The following is a 17,167-nucleotide window of genomic DNA, read 5'->3' on the forward strand; positions in this document are numbered from 1 at the left end:
AATATGGAACTAAATCGGGATACAATTAAAAAAATCAGAGGACTGATCCTGTTCACCGTGGTCGTGGTGGTGGCAGGGGTCAATTACAGGCGGCTGTTTGATGTGGCGGCAGCTCTGTTTCACATTACATGGCCGTTTATACTGGGGGCAGCCATTGCATTTATCTTAAATGTGCCCATGCGCAACATAGAACGTCACATGACAATATTTGGAAAAAATAGTAAACTAAGACGCCCGCTGAGTCTGGTGATGACCATATTTCTGGTGGCGGGCATCCTGTTTCTGGTTACCTTTGTTGTGACGCCGCAGCTGGTCAAGACATTTTTAAACCTTCAGAGCAGCGTGCCTCTTTTCTTTGCAGGGGTGCAGGCCGAAGCTGAGCGTCTGTTTGCAAGCTACCCGCAGATGCTGGAATATTTAAACAATGTGGAGATCGACTGGCAGCAGATACTGCAGGACATGGTGGCATTTTTAAAAAGCGGTGCAGGCACCATGCTGAACACCACCTTTTCAGCGGCCATCTCCATTGTGAGCGGGGTATCCACCTTTTTGATCGGATTCATTTTTGCCATCTACATCCTTCTACAAAAGGAAACCCTGGGACGTCAGGTGAAAAAATTGCTGAACGCGTTCCTGCCTGAGGCTGTGACAAAACGGGTAGTGGAGATCACTGCCCTGACCGAGCGGACCTTTTCCAGTTTCCTGACCGGGCAGTGTGTGGAAGCAGTGATCCTGGGAACCATGTTCTTTATCGCGCTGAGCCTGCTGCGCCTTCCCTACGCGCTGCTGATTGGGGTGCTCATTGCATTTACAGCCCTGATCCCCATATTCGGTGCCTTTGTGGGGCTGGGAGTGGGAGTGTTCCTGATGCTGATGGTGGATCCCATGGACGCCCTTATTTTTACCATTACCTTTTTTGTGCTCCAGCAGATTGAAGGCAATCTGATCTATCCCTATGTGGTGGGCAATTCCGTTGGGCTTCCCTCTATCTGGGTGCTGGTGGCAGTGACCCTGGGCGGCAGCATGATGGGGATCGTGGGAATGCTCATATTCATCCCTCTGTGTTCCGTCCTATATGCCTTGTTAAGGGATGAGGTGAATGTGAGGGAGATACGTAAGAGGGAACGTGGGTATGGACAGGCCGGGCCTCAGACTGCCCGGGCCGAAACGCAGTCAGTCCTGGATTCGGGAAAACCTGGTGCCAAGGGGATGGCTCCACCCACGGGGACAGCCGGAAACGTGTCAGGAACCAGCCGGAAGAAGAAATAAATAACAAAAACAGCCCGGACTTGCCATGAGTTCCGGGCTGTGCGGCTTACAGGAGGAAATCGAAATTTGCGGAGGCGGTTTTGATGGCTGCCATTTGCAGGTTTAAGGAGGACGCAGCATTATGCTTAAATATCATCTGATGGATGAAAGGGAAAAAGAGATCATTAGCAATTGGAAATACGAAGGCGAATACGGATTATATAATATGCCGCCATACCGGGAACAAAAAGAACAAAGGACCGCTTTCGGAAATCCGGAGAGGGCACAAAATTACTATACATACTGTGACGGGGACCGTTTGATCGGATTCACGAGCATTTTAGAGAAAGAAAAGGAAGTATCCATAGGAATAGGAGTTGATCCAAAGATATGCGGACGGGGATATGGAGAGGAAATTCTTATGCTGGCCGCTGAAATTTCCCAAACACTCTATCCTGGTAAGCCGTTGTGCTTAGAAGTCAGGACATGGAACCAACGGGCGGTCCGCTGTTACGAAAAAGCAGGGTTTCAAATGGACGGAATGCCCTTTGAACAGTCAACGCCGATTGGAAAGGGAACATTTTATCGAATGGTTAAAGATGCCTTGGGTGAGAATTTAAGATCATGGCCCCGGGACAGGTAAAGCAGCATAAATGACAGACAGCCCGGAACTATTCTCAAGTTCCGGGCTGTCTGGATCAAAACCTTATTCTCCCTGGTACATATATTTGATTAAACGTTCGATGTCCTCTTTTTCGTGTGCGATCAAGTCTAATTCTTTGATATATCCGTTGGAGAAGATTGTAGCCATTGACAGATACTGGGCCAGTTTTGACTTCAGGTTGATACGGTCGCCTTCCGGAGACACAAGTTCCACGGTTCCCTTGCACTGGTCTACCACTTCAAAAAACTTCTCTACATCAGTTATGTTCTGGATCTTCACGGCAATTCCTCCTGTTTGTAGTACTTTTCCAAATCTGGAAAAGCCTGGTTAATCTTTTAACATATATGATTATATCAAAATATCAACCCCTGCACAATTACAATATTAGATAAAAAAACTAGGATTGGCGGGCTTTTTTTATATCATCTAACAGCAGGGAGGACACTTTTAATCCGCCTCTGCCCCAGCCGATGGAGATATCCGGCTTATTGCTGCCGTGAAAGTCCGAGCCTCCTGTGGAAAGCAGCCCGTAAGCGGAAGCCATGGCCTGAAGTTTCATGCTTTCCAGGCGGTTGTGGGAGGAGTGGTATACTTCCAGCCCCTTCATGCCCATACCGGCCAGGAACGCGGTCAACTCCTGCGTACCCTTGTCTCCCAGTTTGTACTGGAAGGGATGGGCCAGGGCCACAAATGCTCCTCCCGACAGCAGTGCATCCATAACCTCGCCGGGAGACAAATAAGCTTTGGGAGGACAATACCGCCCGTCATACTGAAGGTATTTTTTAAATACCTGGTCCATGGAGGAGGCAAGTCCCCGGGCCAGAAGCGCTCTGGCCACATGTGCCCTGGTTATGACCGTGTTGGGGTTGCCGGCGCACAGTTCCTCATTGGTAAGAATGATGCCGTCCGCAGCAAAACGCCGGAGCATTTCCCTGTTCCGTTCATCCCTGCGTTCGCGGAACTGTTCCAGGACGTGTTCCAGTGCGGGATCTTCCGGATGGACAAAGAATCCGAGGATATGGATCTCACGTCCCTGGTAGGAACTGGATACCTCGATGCCGGGGACGACCTCCACACCATATTGGACGCCGGCCCGGGATGCTTCGGCAATTCCGGCGGTGGTGTCGTGATCGGTCAGCGCAATTGCGTCCAGTCCGGTCCGGGCAGCCAGCCTGACCACCTCAGACGGTGAGAAGGTGCCGTCAGATGCGTTTGAATGAACGTGCAGATCCACAAATCCCATGGTAAAACCTCCAAATGTAACCAATTTTTAACATCTTGATAATACTTGCTTTATATATAGTAACATGAATTTCACAATAAGTAAAATTGGCGGAAAAAAAACAAAAAAGACGGTTCCATTTTACATAAAGTATGTTATACTACAATCTGTGAATATTTTGATGGACGGAAATGACAGGTGAATAAGATGAATCAATTAGAGAATAACCGAGAACGCAGAACCTCCAACCCTGGCAGAAGCCGGGGAAAGGTTAATAATAATAGAAGTACCGGAGGACACTCCGCTAGAAATACAGGCAGGAGCAGTTCAGGGGGCGGAAGTTCCCGCGGTTCATCCTCCTACCGCTCAGGACAGGCCGGCAGGATGAACGCGGCTCAGAATGCCAGGAGAAACAGTGCCCACAGAAGAAAGAAGGGACCTGATTATAAGAAGATAGCAGCCATTGGAGTGGTGCTCCTTGTTCTCATCACATGTATAGCCCTGGTGCTGAAGGCAAAGGGCAGGATGGGAAATCCGGATGAGACCAGCACGGCGGCTCCTACGGAAACCGAGATCACGAAGGAAGTAAAGGTGGACGGCATTACCATCACCGGCATGTCCAGGAACCAGGCGAGAAATGCGATCTTAAAAGAATATGCATGGAGCATGACGGTTACATACGGTGACAGCACCTATGATGTGACAGACCTGGTGGCTGAAAAAGTAGACGCACTTCTGGAAGAGATATATGGCGGGGAGCCGGAGGAAAGCTATACCCTTGATATGGATGGGATGGAAGAGGCAGCCGCCAAGGAAGCAGCCGCCTGCGCAGCCAAGTGGGATAAGAAAGCAAAGAACGGCTCCATTGATTCCTTTGACAAGGAAAAAGGCGAATTTGTGTTTAAGGGAGAGGAGAACGGATTCTCCATTAACCAGGAACAGCTGGCACAGGATATTGTCCAGGCAATGAAGGATAAGAAGTTTGATGCTGCCATCAAGGCCACGGGGAGTGAGACCACACCTGATATCAGTGCCGCTGCGGCAAAGGAAAAATATAAGACCATTAGTACATTTACCACTAAGACAACGGCCAATAAGAACCGCAACACCAACATCAGGCTGGCGGCGGAAGCCCTGAACGGGACCGTAGTCCATCCGGGGGAGGAGTTTTCATTTAACAGCGCAGTGGGACAAAGAACAGAGGCAAAGGGCTATAAAGGGGCCGCTGCCTATAATAACGGGGAAGTAGTCCAGGAGATCGGCGGCGGCGTGTGCCAGGTTTCCACCACACTGTACAATGCGGTATACCGCTCCGGACTTGGGGAGGAGAGCATTTCCTTCAGGCGCTCCCATACCTTTGAACCCAACTACATTACACCGGGGCAGGATGCAACCGTGAGCTGGGAACAGCCGGATTTCCGGTTTAAGAACACCACCAGCACATCCATTGGCATCAGGGCCAGCTATGGGGACCAGAAGATGACGGTTTCCATTTACGGCATCCCCATTCTGGAGGATGGAATGAAGCTGGACCTGGAGTCCAAAAAAGTGGAGGACCTGGATCCGCCGGCTCCCACCTACCAGGAGGACCAGACGCTCCAGCCGGGGGTGGAGGTTCAAAAGAGCGCCGGTACCATGGGCAGCCGCTGGGAGACGTACAAGGTGATCTACAAGGACGGCAAGGAAGTGTCCAGGGAACTGGACCACAAGACCACATACAAAGGCCATGCTCCCGTTATCCTGCGCAACACCACCGGCGTGGTGCTTGCACCTGAGGAGACCACTCCGCCGGCAGATACAGCGATCCCAACCGTGGACGGAATGCCTGACGGATATGTTCCAGGCGACAATGCTGTTGTACCGCCCGCTGAGAGCACGCCGCAGGAGAACGGACCGGGAGTGGATCCCACCGCGGCACCTACGGCGGCGCCAACCACAGCACCCTCATCCCCGGCACCATCCGCGCCAGGGACAGAGAGCAGCGGTTCCGCCGGACCGGGAGGCGACAATGCGGTGATCGTTGCTCCCCTGAAACAGGAATAATTTAAAATTTAACAAATAGTGTCTATGAGAAAGAGGAACCGTATTTTTGGTTCCTTTTTCTTTGGTTCGGCGCCCAAATAAGTGGAGGGGAATAAACAATTTATGAAAAAGAAAATGAAATCAAAAGAAAGTGATTCCCCAATCCTTGAGCACGGGCTCGAAGCCATTAGAACGGATCCGCAAGAAGAACATCTCCTGTTCGGAAATCAGAGATGGAGGGGCCCGAGAACCCGGATGAGAAGGACGGGGCCGCCTTCAGCCTGTTGGAAAGCCTGATTTATTCCTCCCCCCAGCTGTCATTAAGACAGCTTATAGAAGGATCATGCCGAGTATTGACACGCAAACAGCAGCCCTTTCTTTTTGTGGGAGTTTATAATTTTTTAATGATATATATTGTATTTTTTGGAGTAATTGCGATTAAGCATTTGCAATTTGTTAAATAATTGCTATAATAGTAGACAGGTCAGTCTGCATAGGGTTTTATGCCCCGGAGGCGGACTCACATGTATACCATTACATATACATATTCACTATTTGTAGGAGGAAATCAAAATGGCAAGAAAAATGAAAACCATGGATGGTAACCACGCAGCGGCTCATGCTTCCTATGCATTTACCGATGTTGCGGCTATTTTCCCAATTACCCCATCCTCACCTATGGCAGAAGCCACAGATGAATGGGCCACAGACGGAAGAACCAATATCTTCGGTCGTGAAGTGCAGATTACAGAGATGCAGTCTGAGGCTGGTGCAGCAGGTTCTGTACATGGCGCTCTGGCAGCAGGTGCGCTGACAACTACCTACACAGCGTCACAGGGTCTGTTGTTGATGATACCAAACCTTTACAAAATTGCTGGTGAGCAGCTTCCAGGCGTGATTCAGGTTTCCGCCCGTGCACTTGCAACCCATGCATTATCTATTTTCGGTGACCACTCCGATGTTTACGCATGTCGTCAGACAGGCTGTGCTATGCTGTGCGAGTCCAGTGTACAGGAAGTTATGGACCTGACTGTAGTAGCCCATATGGCAGCTATCAAGGGCAAAGTTCCTTTTATCAACTTCTTTGACGGTTTCCGTACATCCCACGAGATCCAGAAGATCGAGACCTGGGATTATGATGAACTGAAGGATATGGTTGATATGGATGCCATTGACGAGTTCCGTAAGAATGCCCTGAATCCAAACCATCCCTGCCAGAGAGGATCTGCCCAGAACCCCGACATCTTCTTCCAGGCAAGAGAGGCCTGCAACCCATATTATGATGCATTACCTGCAATCGTTCAGGAGTACATGGACAAGGTTAATGCTAAGATCGGTACAGACTATAAGCTGTTCAACTACTATGGCGCTCCGGATGCTGAGCGTGTGATCATCTCCATGGGTTCTGTTAATGATACCATTGAAGAGACCATTGATTACATGGCTAAGCAGGGACAGAAAGTCGGCGTTGTTAAGGTTCGTCTGTACAGGCCATTCTGTGCACAGGCACTGATCGATGCAATCCCTGATACCGTTAAGGTTATCTCCGTATTAGACAGAACAAAAGAGCCAGGCGCTTTAGGCGAGCCTCTGTACCTGGATGTTGTTGCTGCTCTTAAGGGAACTAAGTTTGATCAGGTTAAGATCCTTACAGGCCGTTACGGCTTAGGTTCCAAGGATACCACACCTGCTCAGATCGTTGCCGTATATGAGAACACCACCAAGTCTCCATTTACCGTTGGTATTGTGGATGATGTGACCAATCTGTCACTGGAACTGGGCGCACCTCTTGTAACCACTCCGGAAGGAACCACCAACTGTAAGTTCTGGGGTCTGGGTGCTGACGGTACCGTAGGTGCAAACAAGAACTCCATCAAGATCATTGGTGATAATACAGACATGTATGCACAGGCATACTTTGACTATGACTCCAAGAAGTCAGGCGGCGTAACCATGTCCCACCTGCGTTTTGGACATACTCCTATTAAGTCTACCTACCTGATCCGCAAGGCTGACTTCGTTGCCTGCCACAATCCTGCCTATGTACGCAAGTACAACATGGTTCAGGAGCTGGTTGACGGCGGTACATTCCTTTTGAACTGCCCATGGGATAAGGAAGGCCTTGAGAAGCATCTGCCAGGCCAGGTTAAGAAGTTCATTGCTGATCACAACATCAACTTCTACACCATCGATGGTGTTAAGATCGGTATTGAGACAGGCATGGGACCAACACGTATCAACACCATTCTTCAGTCCGCATTCTTTGAACTGACAGGTATCATTCCTGCAGAGAAGGCAAACGAGCTGATGAAGGCTGCTGCAAAGGCAACCTACGGACGTAAGGGCGAAGATGTGGTTATGAAGAACTGGGCAGCTATCGATGCAGGCGCTAAGGGCGTTCACAAGGTAGAGGTTCCGGAGAGCTGGAAGAATTGTGAAGACGAAGGTCTTGACTATGCAGTTGTAAGCCATGGAAGAAAGGATGTAGTTGATTTCGTTAACAATATCCAGTCCAAGGTTAACGCTCAGGAAGGCAACAACCTGCCTGTATCCGCATTTGTAGATTATTCAGATGGTTCCACACCATCCGGTTCTTCTGCATATGAGAAGCGCGGTATTGCAGTTAAGGTTCCTACATGGGTTCCTGAGAACTGTATCCAGTGTAACTTCTGTTCCTATGTATGTCCTCATGCAGTAATCCGTCCGGTTGCCATGACTGCTGATGAAGCAGCTAAGGCTCCTGCAGATATGAAGATGAAGGATATGACTGGTATGCCAGGCTACAAGTTTGCCATGACCATCTCTCCGTTAGACTGTACCGGTTGCGGTTCCTGTGCTAATGTGTGTCCTGGTATGAAGGGCAACAAGGCTCTGGAGATGAAGAGCCTGGAAGAGAACCTGGGTGAGGCAGCAGCATTTGACTTTGGTCAGTCCCTGCCGGTTAAGGAAGAAGTTCTTGCCAAGTTCAAAGAGAACACTGTTAAGGGCAGCCAGTTTAAGCAGCCTCTGCTTGAATTCTCAGGTGCTTGTGCAGGATGTGGCGAGACTCCTTATGCAAAACTGATCACCCAGCTGTTCGGTGACAGAATGTACATTGCCAACGCAACAGGATGCTCCTCTATCTGGGGCAACTCCTCACCATCTACTCCTTACACTGTTAACTCCAGAGGCCAGGGTCCTGCATGGGACAACTCCCTGTTCGAGGATAACGCTGAGTTTGGTTACGGTATGTTACTGGCTCAGAACGCGATCAGAGACGGCTTAAAGGCTAAGGTTGAGGAAGTAATGGCAAGTGAGCAGGCTTCTGATGAAGTTAAGGCTGCATGCAAGGAATACCTGGATACATTTGGTATTGGTGCTCTCAACGGCTCTGCTTCTGACAAGCTGGTTGCAGCTCTGGACGGCATTGACTGCCCAACCTGCAAAGACATTGTAAAGAATAAAGATTTCCTGGCTAAGAAGTCCCAGTGGGTATTCGGTGGTGACGGATGGGCTTACGATATCGGCTTCGGCGGTGTAGACCACGTGCTGGCATCCGGTAAGGACATCAACATCATGGTTTATGATACTGAGGTTTACTCCAATACAGGCGGTCAGTCCTCCAAGGCAACCAAGACAGGTGCTGTTGCACAGTTCGCTGCCGGCGGTAAGGACACCAAGAAGAAGGATCTGGCTGGTATTGCCATGAGCTACGGTTATGTATACGTTGCACAGATCTGTATGGGCGCTGATATGGCTCAGACTGTTAAGGCAATTGCCGAGGCAGAGGCTTATCCGGGACCATCCCTGATCATTGCTTATGCTCCATGTATCAACCATGGTATTAAGAAGGGTATGGACAAGGCTCAGACAGAGGAGAAGCTGGCTGTAGAGTGCGGTTACTGGAATAACTTCCGTTACAACCCAGCAGCTGAGAAGAAATTCTCCCTGGATTCCAAGCCACCTAAGATGGACAATTATCAGGAATTCCTGAAGGGTGAGGTTCGTTACCTGTCCCTGACCATGAAGAATCCTGAGAGAGCAGCTGAGCTGTTCGCACGTAACGAGGCAGAGGCTAAGGAGCGTTACGCTTACTTAGAGAAGCTGGTTACATTATATGGTAATGACTAATCCTGATAGTGAATAGTTAATTCTATAAAACAGGGCCCCGGAGAGCATATTGCTCTCTGGGGTTTTGTATATTCTGTTTCCAAAAGGGGATAATACTGGAAGAAATAAAGATTGACAGAGAGGATGTGTCATACCAGTATGTTAGAAGAGAGAGCCATGGTTCATTTTCTAAACCGTTTTACCGATTATCCCTTTTTATTGAAATGGGAAGGACACGAGGACCGGATCGGTCATGGAAACCCTATATTTGCAGTTAATATCCGGGACAATATTCCGGTAAAGGAATTGACGGACAGTACGTCCCTGGCACTGGGGGAGGCTTATATGAAAGGGAGGCTGGAGGTGGAAGGCGACCTGTATGAGGCGCTGGACCATTTTCTGGGACAGATGGATAAATTTTCAGTCAACCAGACTCGGCTGAAAAAGCTGCTCCATCCCTCCAATTCCAAGAAGAACCAGCAGGCGGAGGTTTCATCCCATTATGATATTGGAAATGATTTCTACAGGCTGTGGCTGGACGAAACCATGAATTATTCCTGCGCCTATTTCAAGACGGAAAAAGATACATTGTACCAGGCACAGGTGAACAAGACTGATTACATTTTGAAGAAGCTGTCACTGGAAAAAGGAATGAGTCTTTTGGACGTGGGATGCGGATGGGGCTTTCTTTTGATCCGTGCAGCCAAGGAATATGGCATCCATGGAACCGGTATTACCCTGAGCAGGGAACAGTATGAAGGTTTTACAAACCGCATTAAGGAGGAAGGGCTGGAAGAACTGTTAACCGTAAAGCTGATGGATTACAGGGATCTTCCTTCAAGCGGCATGAAGTTTGACCGTATAGTCAGCGTAGGCATGGTGGAACATGTGGGGCGGGAAAACTACGGAAGATTTCTGGACTGTATGGATAAGGTCCTGAAGCCGGGAGGTGTCTTTCTCCTTCACTTTATCAGCAGCCAGAAGGAACATGCAGGTGATCCGTGGATCAAAAAGTATATATTTCCCGGAGGCGTTATTCCCAGCCTGAGAGAGATTATTTCCCTGATGGCAGAGCATGATTTCCACATCCTGGATGTGGAAAACCTGAGGAATCACTATAACAGGACATTGCTGTGCTGGGAGAAGAATTTTAAAGAACACCAGGATGAGATAAGGGAAATGTTTGACGAGGAGTTTGTGCGCATGTGGGACCTGTATCTGTGCTCCTGTGCGGCTACCTTTCATAATGGGGTGATCGACCTGCATCAGGTGCTGGTGAGTAAGGGCGTGAACAACAGCCTGCCTATGGTGAGGTGGTATTAGGGCTTCAGCGGACAGCGGCAGATATAGTTTAAAAGAATGAATAATGTTGTACTCCCGGAGTCTCCTCGGCCCCTATCTTTGCAGCTGGGATTCCAGGAGTACACGAATATACGGAGGAGGAGGGTACGGATGGAGACAAAGCAGGATCTGATCCAATATTGCCTGACGTACAAGGACGTTTATGAGGATTATCCGTTCCGTGACCACGAGTGGGCGGTGATACGCCACAGGAAGAATAAAAAGGTGTTTGCCTGGATCTACCGCAGAAATGATGAGGTATGCATTAACCTGAAATGCGCCCCGGAGTGGATCGAATTCTGGCGCAATGCATTTACTGCAGTGAGGCCGGGATATCATCTGAATAAGAAATACTGGAACACGGTGGTGCTGGACGGCACGGTGCCTGACAAGGACATTAAGCGGATGATCGGTGAGAGTTACGACCTGACAAAATGAGGCAAAATAAGAAAATGAAAGAAAAAAGGTATAAATAGTAAAAAATACTTGATTTTAGAGTGTATTTATGATATATTCTTCTGGTCGGGGCATTAGCGCAGCTGGGAGCGCGCCACACTGGCAGTGTGGAGGTCACGGGTTCGAATCCCGTATGCTCCATTAAAGAAAGTACGTAAATAGGAGGGGCTTCTGTATATCATCAATCTGTATTTGATGAAAAATTACCCATAGCTACCCAACTGTAACTATTTTGATTTTAAGCAGCCGTTTAAGGCTGCTTTTTTGTTTTATAGAAAACTTCGCAAATCGGCAATTTTTTGGAGATTCTTTCCTGTTTATGGTGCTTTGTATAAATGCCATGGTATCGGACCATTTTAAAATGCTTGTCTGGGATATGCACAATCAGGCGTTTGATAAAGTGAGTGTACAGTATGAGAACTGCTTGAAAACAATGAAAGAGATAGAAAAGTCAATCTACCTTTTTTGTTAATGCACATTCAATGATTGGTTTAAACTTCTGGGTGTTGAGCTGCATAATTAGTATGATAAAATGTAAATGTAATATTTTTCATTATTCTCTTTTACGGCAATACAATATGTTACCCTTGTTGTAGCACCTGCAACTAGTGAATATTTGCTATCCATTATCTCACTACATTTCAGTTCATCTGCATTATTTAGATTTAGTGAATTATAATTGGACTTATCAACATAATTTTGAAGAGAATCAAATAAAGATGATGCAACAGACACATTCATTGAATTATATGTATTGTCATCTATCTCTACCTTTGCATACGTTAATTGAACACCATATAAGTCTACATAAAACTTAGAATCTATCAGATTTGCTGATTTGGGAAGATCTATTTTTGCAATTTTCTCAATATAATTTTTCTTGAATAAAAGAGGATGAATAAACATCAGCAATGCAATGATTACAATTCCGATAATAATACCTATTTTCTTATTGCATTTAATCATATTTAATTTCGTCCTTTCTTGACGGTGAAACATTAATTATATTTATTACTTCTAGGGGAGACCTATTATATAATTTCTGATTTCCCTCTAGATTAGTTTAGAAGACTCCCAATAATTAAGCCCCATTACTTTTATTCCAACTACTCATAATAAATCGAGGATTGTATATAAATTATTCTGATTCTCTTATTTCCTCCTCTATGGGTGGAAGCTCAAAAGGGATGTTTCCTTCTAAAAAGGTATTCATGTCATCACTTGCAAGCTCACTATCTGTTAAATGGGTTTTGTTAATTAAATATATATAAGCACTTTTATGCAGATAGTCGCTCTCAAAAACAGGTCTGGCGCGATACCCTTTTAATTGCCATCTAGTATCTGACAAATAATCTTTTTCATAATAATAAAGGTATTTTAACTTACGTCCAAAAGAAATGATTATATCATTTTTTTCCCTATCTAATTCAGCAGAAAAACGGTCATCGTAGTATTCTGATGATAAGAATTCATCAACTGTATAGTAATTCCACCATGTAAATTCTTCATCCGGATGTAGATCAAGTGCAGTGTAACGCATTGTGTAACTTATATTATATACACCTTCTAAATAAGATAAATCTATAAACACTCTCTCATCTCCATTTGGTAAATTAACATTTAATTCTTGATCACTTGTTTCTATCACAACCGATTTTTCTTCTGTGTAATCATTAACATTTTGTCCTCTGATTCCTGATTGTGCTTCAGCACAACCAGAAATAAAAATAGCAATTATAAAAGGTACAACGAAATTTGTTTTCAACTTATCTTCTCCTCATTCTAAAAATATAACACTGGTTGTGTCTTGATATAATGAAGGTATTTTACCCAGGCCGTTTTATTGCAGCTATAGTGGTACTTTAGGAGACGGAGAGGTCTGGCGATTGATATATTAGTCTTGCAGATTCAGTATATCACCATGGCAAGTGAGTGTAAATAAAGATCTGTTCAGTTATATCAAACAGAGTAATGGGTAAGGCTGTCAACAACATGATAATAAGCTGATCCTGTAAATAGTCAATCGAACGAAACGAAATAAGACGGACACCATACAACTGTATGGCATCCGTCTTATTTGCAATCGAATCAATATCAGCTCTTCTTATATCCACACTTGGGACATACGCCGTTCTCGTTCAGGGCAATGCCGCACAGCGGGCAGCGGTCCACCTTAAGGGTGGGTTTAAATTCCTCTGACGCAGCATTGACGCCGCTGCTAAAGGTGATCTTTGCAATATTCAGCTTGTCCTTCAGAAGATCATAGATGATCTTGATCATTCCTTCAACTGTCATAGTCTCTTTTGTAACCACTAACCGACATTCCGGATATGCGGTTGCAAGCTCTGTCTTGAATGCCGGTCCCTTCATCTGGTTGTTGGGAGCGCCATCGCGGATACCCTGTGCCTCATACACGCCAAGGATTGCGGGTAGCAGTGGGTCGTCTTCTCTTAAGATCAGGGCATGGTCAAAATTCTTCAACAGCGCCCAGGCTGTTTTTTGAATTTCATTACATGGGAAAACCATGTTAACACCAGGCTCCACTGAATCCTCCACCTCGATTGTTAAAATACCCGTATGTCCGTGCAGATACTGCGCCTCGCCCTTAAAACCGTAGAACCTATGAGCGTACTGCAGATCCAATGTTGTAATACTCCTCATGATATTTTCTCCTTTGTATTTATATTTACGGGGTTACGCGCCCGCATACGCTTGCATCTGATAAATGGTTCTTCCGGACAGTCAATACATCTGCAGTAGAATGTTATGCTTTACGGCATTCGGGGCAGAGATAGTATATCTTCAGGTCATAGATGTCGATCTTGAAACCCACTTGCTTTTCCAGTTCAGCAGTCATATCTGAGAGGTTTAGATCAGCCAGTTTTCCGCAGCGGCGGCAGACTAAATGGTCATGCCTGGTGTTTTTATCATACCGGTCCGGCTGGCCTTCCACGCTGATCTTGCGGATCATTCCCTTCTGGTAAAGACTGTTCAGATTATTATAAACGGTTGCCATGACCACGGCGGGAAATTTCTTCTTCAGTGTAAAAAATATCTGTTCCGCGGTCATGTGTTCATCTGTACAATTAACGATTTCCAATATACTCTGTCCATAGCGAGTCATGTTATATCCCTCGTTTTTTTAATAATTGAAGATCTTTAAGGAAGACTGCATCAAGTTCTGCCTTGCAATTTTCATCTTCCTAGAAGATAAAATTAAAATTAGAATAATTCTAATTTCACTATAAAACTTTCTTATATGGTTGTCAAGCTATTATTAGAAATAAATTCCATGAAATATCTTGTTTTTAGGGATTGGACGGGTTATCTGCCAGGGACGGCAGGATCATACTTTTTATCATTGACACAAACAAATGTTCGTGCTATCATATAAATAGAACGTATGTTTGTATTTGCGGTTAAGGCCATGGTTCTAATAATAGCGTACCGCTCTGAGATATAGGCAGGGTGATTGGATCGGTCAGATTGATATGGGGACAAGTATATGGATGAGGACGCGGAGATAGAAGGATTTCGTAAATTTATGAAAGCTGCGGTGATGGCAGTGAAGGCATCAGATGAAGCCGTGTTCATATGTCCGGTGTGCGGCGGACGGGCGCGGTCTGAAAGGGCTGTAAACGGTCAGATACATGCCATATGTAAAGGATGCAGGATAAATGTTATGGGAGAACCCTTTGTCAATGACAGCGGATGGATCTGCGAATAATGTCATAGATAACAGATTAGAGACGGAGGGGAAGGGATTGGAATCTATTCACCTGCAGGTATTAGTCAGGAGGGATGAGAATGAATGACGGTAGTTTAACAAAAGATAAGGAGGATATATCCATAGAGAACCTATATAATTTTATCAGGGCTTCCCTGCTGGCCCTGCAAGTTACAGATGGTTTTGGCGAGGCGGATTTTATATGCCCCATTTGCGGCGGCATGGCTCATATCAGGAGAATGAAGGGTGAATTGTATAATAAGGGCGATATAGAATGCGGATGCGGCTATTCATTCCATTTTTGATGACATATTGATGACGTCCTCAGGGGACAGTATATAAAGATCCCATCAGCTGTTTGACATTAAGCCGGATCGCGATTAGACTATACATATGATTTATGTCAGTCTGGAAAGGAATAGACTGCCCTATTTAACAAGGGGAATTGACCTGTAAAGGGAGGTACGTATGGATACTGAGTTTATAAATTTAACAGCAGAAAACCTTGCCCATGAGCATTTGTGCTGTATTATCCGCAGCAAAAAGCCGCATCCCGGTATTGACGCAAAGCGGCAGTGGCTTTCAGACCGTCTAAAGGAAGGCCATGTTTTTAGAAAGCTAAACGCGAAGGCTACTGTTTTTATTGAATATGCGCCGCTTGAAACAGCCTGGGTTCCCGTAATCGGTGACAACTATTATTATCTGTACTGCCTGTGGGTTTCCGGCAACTGCAAAGGAAAGGGGTATGGGAAATCTCTGATGGAGTATTGTCTGGATGACGCCAAAGCAAAAGGGAAATCCGGTATCTGTATGCTGGGAGCAAAAAAGCAAAAGCATTGGCTTTCGGACCAGGCATTTGCCAAAAAGTATGGCTTTGAGGTTGTTGATACCACGGATCAAGGATATGAATTACTGGCACTGTCCTTGGATGGAACAAAACCCCGGTTTGCCCAGAATGTAAAAAGCCAGGAAATTGAAAACAAAGAGCTTACGATTTATTATGATATGCAGTGTCCCTATATCCGTCAAAACATAGAGATCATAGAACAGTATTGTGAACAGAATGATATTCCGGTATCATTTATTTATGTGGATACGCTGCAAAAAGCAAAAGAATTGCCTTGTGTTTTTAATAATTGGGCAGTATTTTACAAGGGTAAATTTGAGACCGTGAATTTATTATTGGATATTGCCGGTTTAAAGAGAATACTTAAAAAATAAGATATGGCTGCCATCCTGCCAAGGGTTTCGCGGATCGGCAACCCTGTCAAGAGGATGATCCTATGCCGTGAGAATGCACTCCATATTGCAGCTATAATACTTACAGTTAATGCTGCCAAGCGCTATCTTTATTTTCAGCAGTCAGGAGCAGATCCGCAAATCCGTGAGGCGGAGGGAGGAAACGCCAAACCATCGATTGCCATAAAACCATCTAAATGATATCATTGATCATATAGAACATATTCCCATAGGCGCCAAAAAACGTCAGGTTAGGAACCGCAGGGAATGAATGGAGAAGGAGGATTTGTGATGAGAAATGTGTTGATGGCTTTTGTAACGCTGACTTTGACACTGTCGGTAGCCTTTGCGTCCTATGCCATGGATGGATGGCGGCAGCAGGAGGGCGGCTGGTACTATTATCAGAATGAACAAAGGCTGGCTGATCAATGGATCAATGCAAATGGTGACACCTATTATCTTGGCCCGGATGGAAGAATGCTCACCGGAAATCATCTGATCGATGGGTATCTTTACAGCTTTATGTCGGATGGAAAGCTTTTTAAATACACGGGCACGGACGTATGGAGAGACCATAAGGTGATAACAACAGATGGACGGGGAGTCTTGGCTGCCATGGATCAGGAGGATGCGCTTTTCGGATCTACCTGTGTGCAGTGGATGGATCAGACCTATGGAATCCACACAAAATATAAGGATGAAAAAGAGGTGTGGGCGGATCTGCATTTTACTCAGCTGCCATCGGATGAGACGCTTATGGCCCGGGACTGGGGAATAACAGACAAAGAGGGTGGGATTTCCATGGTCAACCATCTTTTTAGTGAAGGGGTGGCAACGGATGACAAAGCAGTGAAAGCATGGGATTTCAGCAGGGCCATGATGCTGTGCAGTTCCATGAGAGGCGCCAGATGGATGGATATGGTTGAGTATAGGACCATGCAGTACGCCATGGCTCCAACGATCCAGCAGTCGTTTTCTTCGTGGGAAGATTTTTTTGATCACTATATGACAGCATACCGTCAGTGGGACAGTTCGGTTGGACATGGGGAGAGCAAAGAAAGAGAAGCCGCCTATGAACAAATCAAAAAAGTTATGGACCAGAATGATGAAGATAAATGGATTCCATGGGATAAAGCACTTGTAAAGTATTGGTGATCAA

The 17,167-nt window shown here is 46.0% G+C and carries 15 protein-coding genes, 1 tRNA gene and 2 pseudogenes; 11 read left to right on the top strand and 7 right to left on the bottom strand.

Going from position 1 to position 17,167, the window contains the following annotated elements; all coding sequences use genetic code 11:
- Positions 1–3: 3 nt before the first annotated feature.
- Together ABID13_RS05580 and ABID13_RS05585 are read left to right on the top strand one after the other, a co-directional pair.
- Positions 4–1,122, top strand: a pseudogene (locus tag ABID13_RS05580) (AI-2E family transporter); the annotation flags it as partial.
- Between the two features lie 286 nt (positions 1,123–1,408).
- The gene (locus ABID13_RS05585) at positions 1,409–1,891 is read left to right on the top strand and encodes a GNAT family N-acetyltransferase (RefSeq protein ID WP_242849259.1); all 483 of its coding nucleotides are present in this window, start codon (positions 1,409–1,411) and stop codon (positions 1,889–1,891) included.
- A 63-nt stretch (positions 1,892–1,954) separates the two neighbouring features.
- Here ABID13_RS05585 and ABID13_RS05590 read toward each other — a convergent pair whose 3' ends face one another.
- Positions 1,955–2,191 carry a hypothetical protein gene (locus ABID13_RS05590; RefSeq protein WP_007858574.1) on the bottom strand — a complete coding sequence of 79 codons (237 nt, stop codon included), beginning with the start codon at positions 2,189–2,191 and terminating at the stop codon, positions 1,955–1,957.
- A 118-nt stretch (positions 2,192–2,309) separates the two neighbouring features.
- Positions 2,310–3,155, bottom strand: coding sequence for a PHP domain-containing protein (locus ABID13_RS05595; protein ID WP_048930157.1), 846 nt, complete (start codon positions 3,153–3,155; stop codon positions 2,310–2,312).
- Between the two features lie 186 nt (positions 3,156–3,341).
- On the opposite strand from ABID13_RS05595, the gene ABID13_RS05600 reads away from it, so the two are divergent.
- From ABID13_RS05600 to ABID13_RS05620, 5 genes are all read left to right on the top strand, one after another.
- The gene (locus tag ABID13_RS05600; protein ID WP_048930156.1) at positions 3,342–5,177 is read left to right on the top strand and encodes a VanW family protein; all 1,836 of its coding nucleotides are present in this window, start codon (positions 3,342–3,344) and stop codon (positions 5,175–5,177) included.
- A 552-nt stretch (positions 5,178–5,729) separates the two neighbouring features.
- Complete coding sequence (nifJ, locus tag ABID13_RS05605; RefSeq protein WP_007858569.1) at positions 5,730–9,266, top strand: pyruvate:ferredoxin (flavodoxin) oxidoreductase; 3,537 nt, start codon at positions 5,730–5,732, stop codon at positions 9,264–9,266.
- Positions 9,267–9,404: 138 nt separating this feature from the next.
- Positions 9,405–10,568, top strand: coding sequence for an SAM-dependent methyltransferase (locus ABID13_RS05610; protein WP_330376713.1), 1,164 nt, complete (start codon positions 9,405–9,407; stop codon positions 10,566–10,568).
- A gap of 129 nt (positions 10,569–10,697) precedes the next feature.
- Positions 10,698–11,024: an MmcQ/YjbR family DNA-binding protein gene (locus ABID13_RS05615; RefSeq protein ID WP_007858567.1), complete on the top strand. Its 327-nt coding sequence runs from the start codon at positions 10,698–10,700 to the stop codon at positions 11,022–11,024.
- A gap of 86 nt (positions 11,025–11,110) precedes the next feature.
- Positions 11,111–11,183, top strand: a tRNA-Ala gene (locus tag ABID13_RS05620).
- Positions 11,184–11,349: 166 nt separating this feature from the next.
- On the opposite strand, the pseudogene ABID13_RS28640 reads toward ABID13_RS05620, so the two are convergent.
- The 5 genes and pseudogenes from ABID13_RS28640 to ABID13_RS05645 form a co-directional block, all read right to left on the bottom strand.
- A pseudogene (locus tag ABID13_RS28640) lies at positions 11,350–11,442 on the bottom strand (transposase); the annotation flags it as partial.
- A 119-nt stretch (positions 11,443–11,561) separates the two neighbouring features.
- Positions 11,562–12,008 (bottom strand): hypothetical protein, encoded by a 447-nt coding sequence (locus ABID13_RS05630; RefSeq protein ID WP_007858565.1) that lies wholly within the window; start codon positions 12,006–12,008, stop codon positions 11,562–11,564.
- A gap of 172 nt (positions 12,009–12,180) precedes the next feature.
- Positions 12,181–12,807 carry a hypothetical protein gene (locus ABID13_RS05635; RefSeq protein ID WP_048930154.1) on the bottom strand — a complete coding sequence of 209 codons (627 nt, stop codon included), beginning with the start codon at positions 12,805–12,807 and terminating at the stop codon, positions 12,181–12,183.
- 329 nt (positions 12,808–13,136) lie between these two features.
- Positions 13,137–13,703 carry a 6-pyruvoyl trahydropterin synthase family protein gene (locus ABID13_RS05640; protein WP_048930153.1) on the bottom strand — a complete coding sequence of 189 codons (567 nt, stop codon included), beginning with the start codon at positions 13,701–13,703 and terminating at the stop codon, positions 13,137–13,139.
- A 103-nt stretch (positions 13,704–13,806) separates the two neighbouring features.
- On the bottom strand, positions 13,807–14,166 hold the full coding sequence (locus ABID13_RS05645; protein WP_007858561.1) for a Fur family transcriptional regulator: 360 nt from the start codon (positions 14,164–14,166) through the stop codon (positions 13,807–13,809).
- A gap of 381 nt (positions 14,167–14,547) precedes the next feature.
- On the opposite strand from ABID13_RS05645, the gene ABID13_RS05650 reads away from it, so the two are divergent.
- The 4 genes from ABID13_RS05650 (at position 14,548) to ABID13_RS05665 (ending at position 17,163) form a co-directional block, all read left to right on the top strand.
- On the top strand, positions 14,548–14,769 hold the full coding sequence (locus ABID13_RS05650) for a hypothetical protein (protein WP_007858557.1): 222 nt from the start codon (positions 14,548–14,550) through the stop codon (positions 14,767–14,769).
- Between the two features lie 80 nt (positions 14,770–14,849).
- Positions 14,850–15,074, top strand: a complete 225-nt coding sequence (locus ABID13_RS05655; RefSeq protein ID WP_045092500.1) for a hypothetical protein — start codon at positions 14,850–14,852, stop codon at positions 15,072–15,074.
- Between the two features lie 163 nt (positions 15,075–15,237).
- Positions 15,238–15,990, top strand: a complete 753-nt coding sequence (locus ABID13_RS05660; protein ID WP_007858547.1) for a GNAT family N-acetyltransferase — start codon at positions 15,238–15,240, stop codon at positions 15,988–15,990.
- Positions 15,991–16,299: 309 nt separating this feature from the next.
- Positions 16,300–17,163 carry a DUF1266 domain-containing protein gene (locus ABID13_RS05665; protein ID WP_045092502.1) on the top strand — a complete coding sequence of 288 codons (864 nt, stop codon included), beginning with the start codon at positions 16,300–16,302 and terminating at the stop codon, positions 17,161–17,163.
- The last annotated feature ends 4 nt before the right edge of the window (positions 17,164–17,167 follow it).

It is taken from the genome of Enterocloster citroniae, assembly GCF_040545455.1.
GTDB classification, from domain to species: domain Bacteria; phylum Bacillota; class Clostridia; order Lachnospirales; family Lachnospiraceae; genus Enterocloster; species Enterocloster citroniae.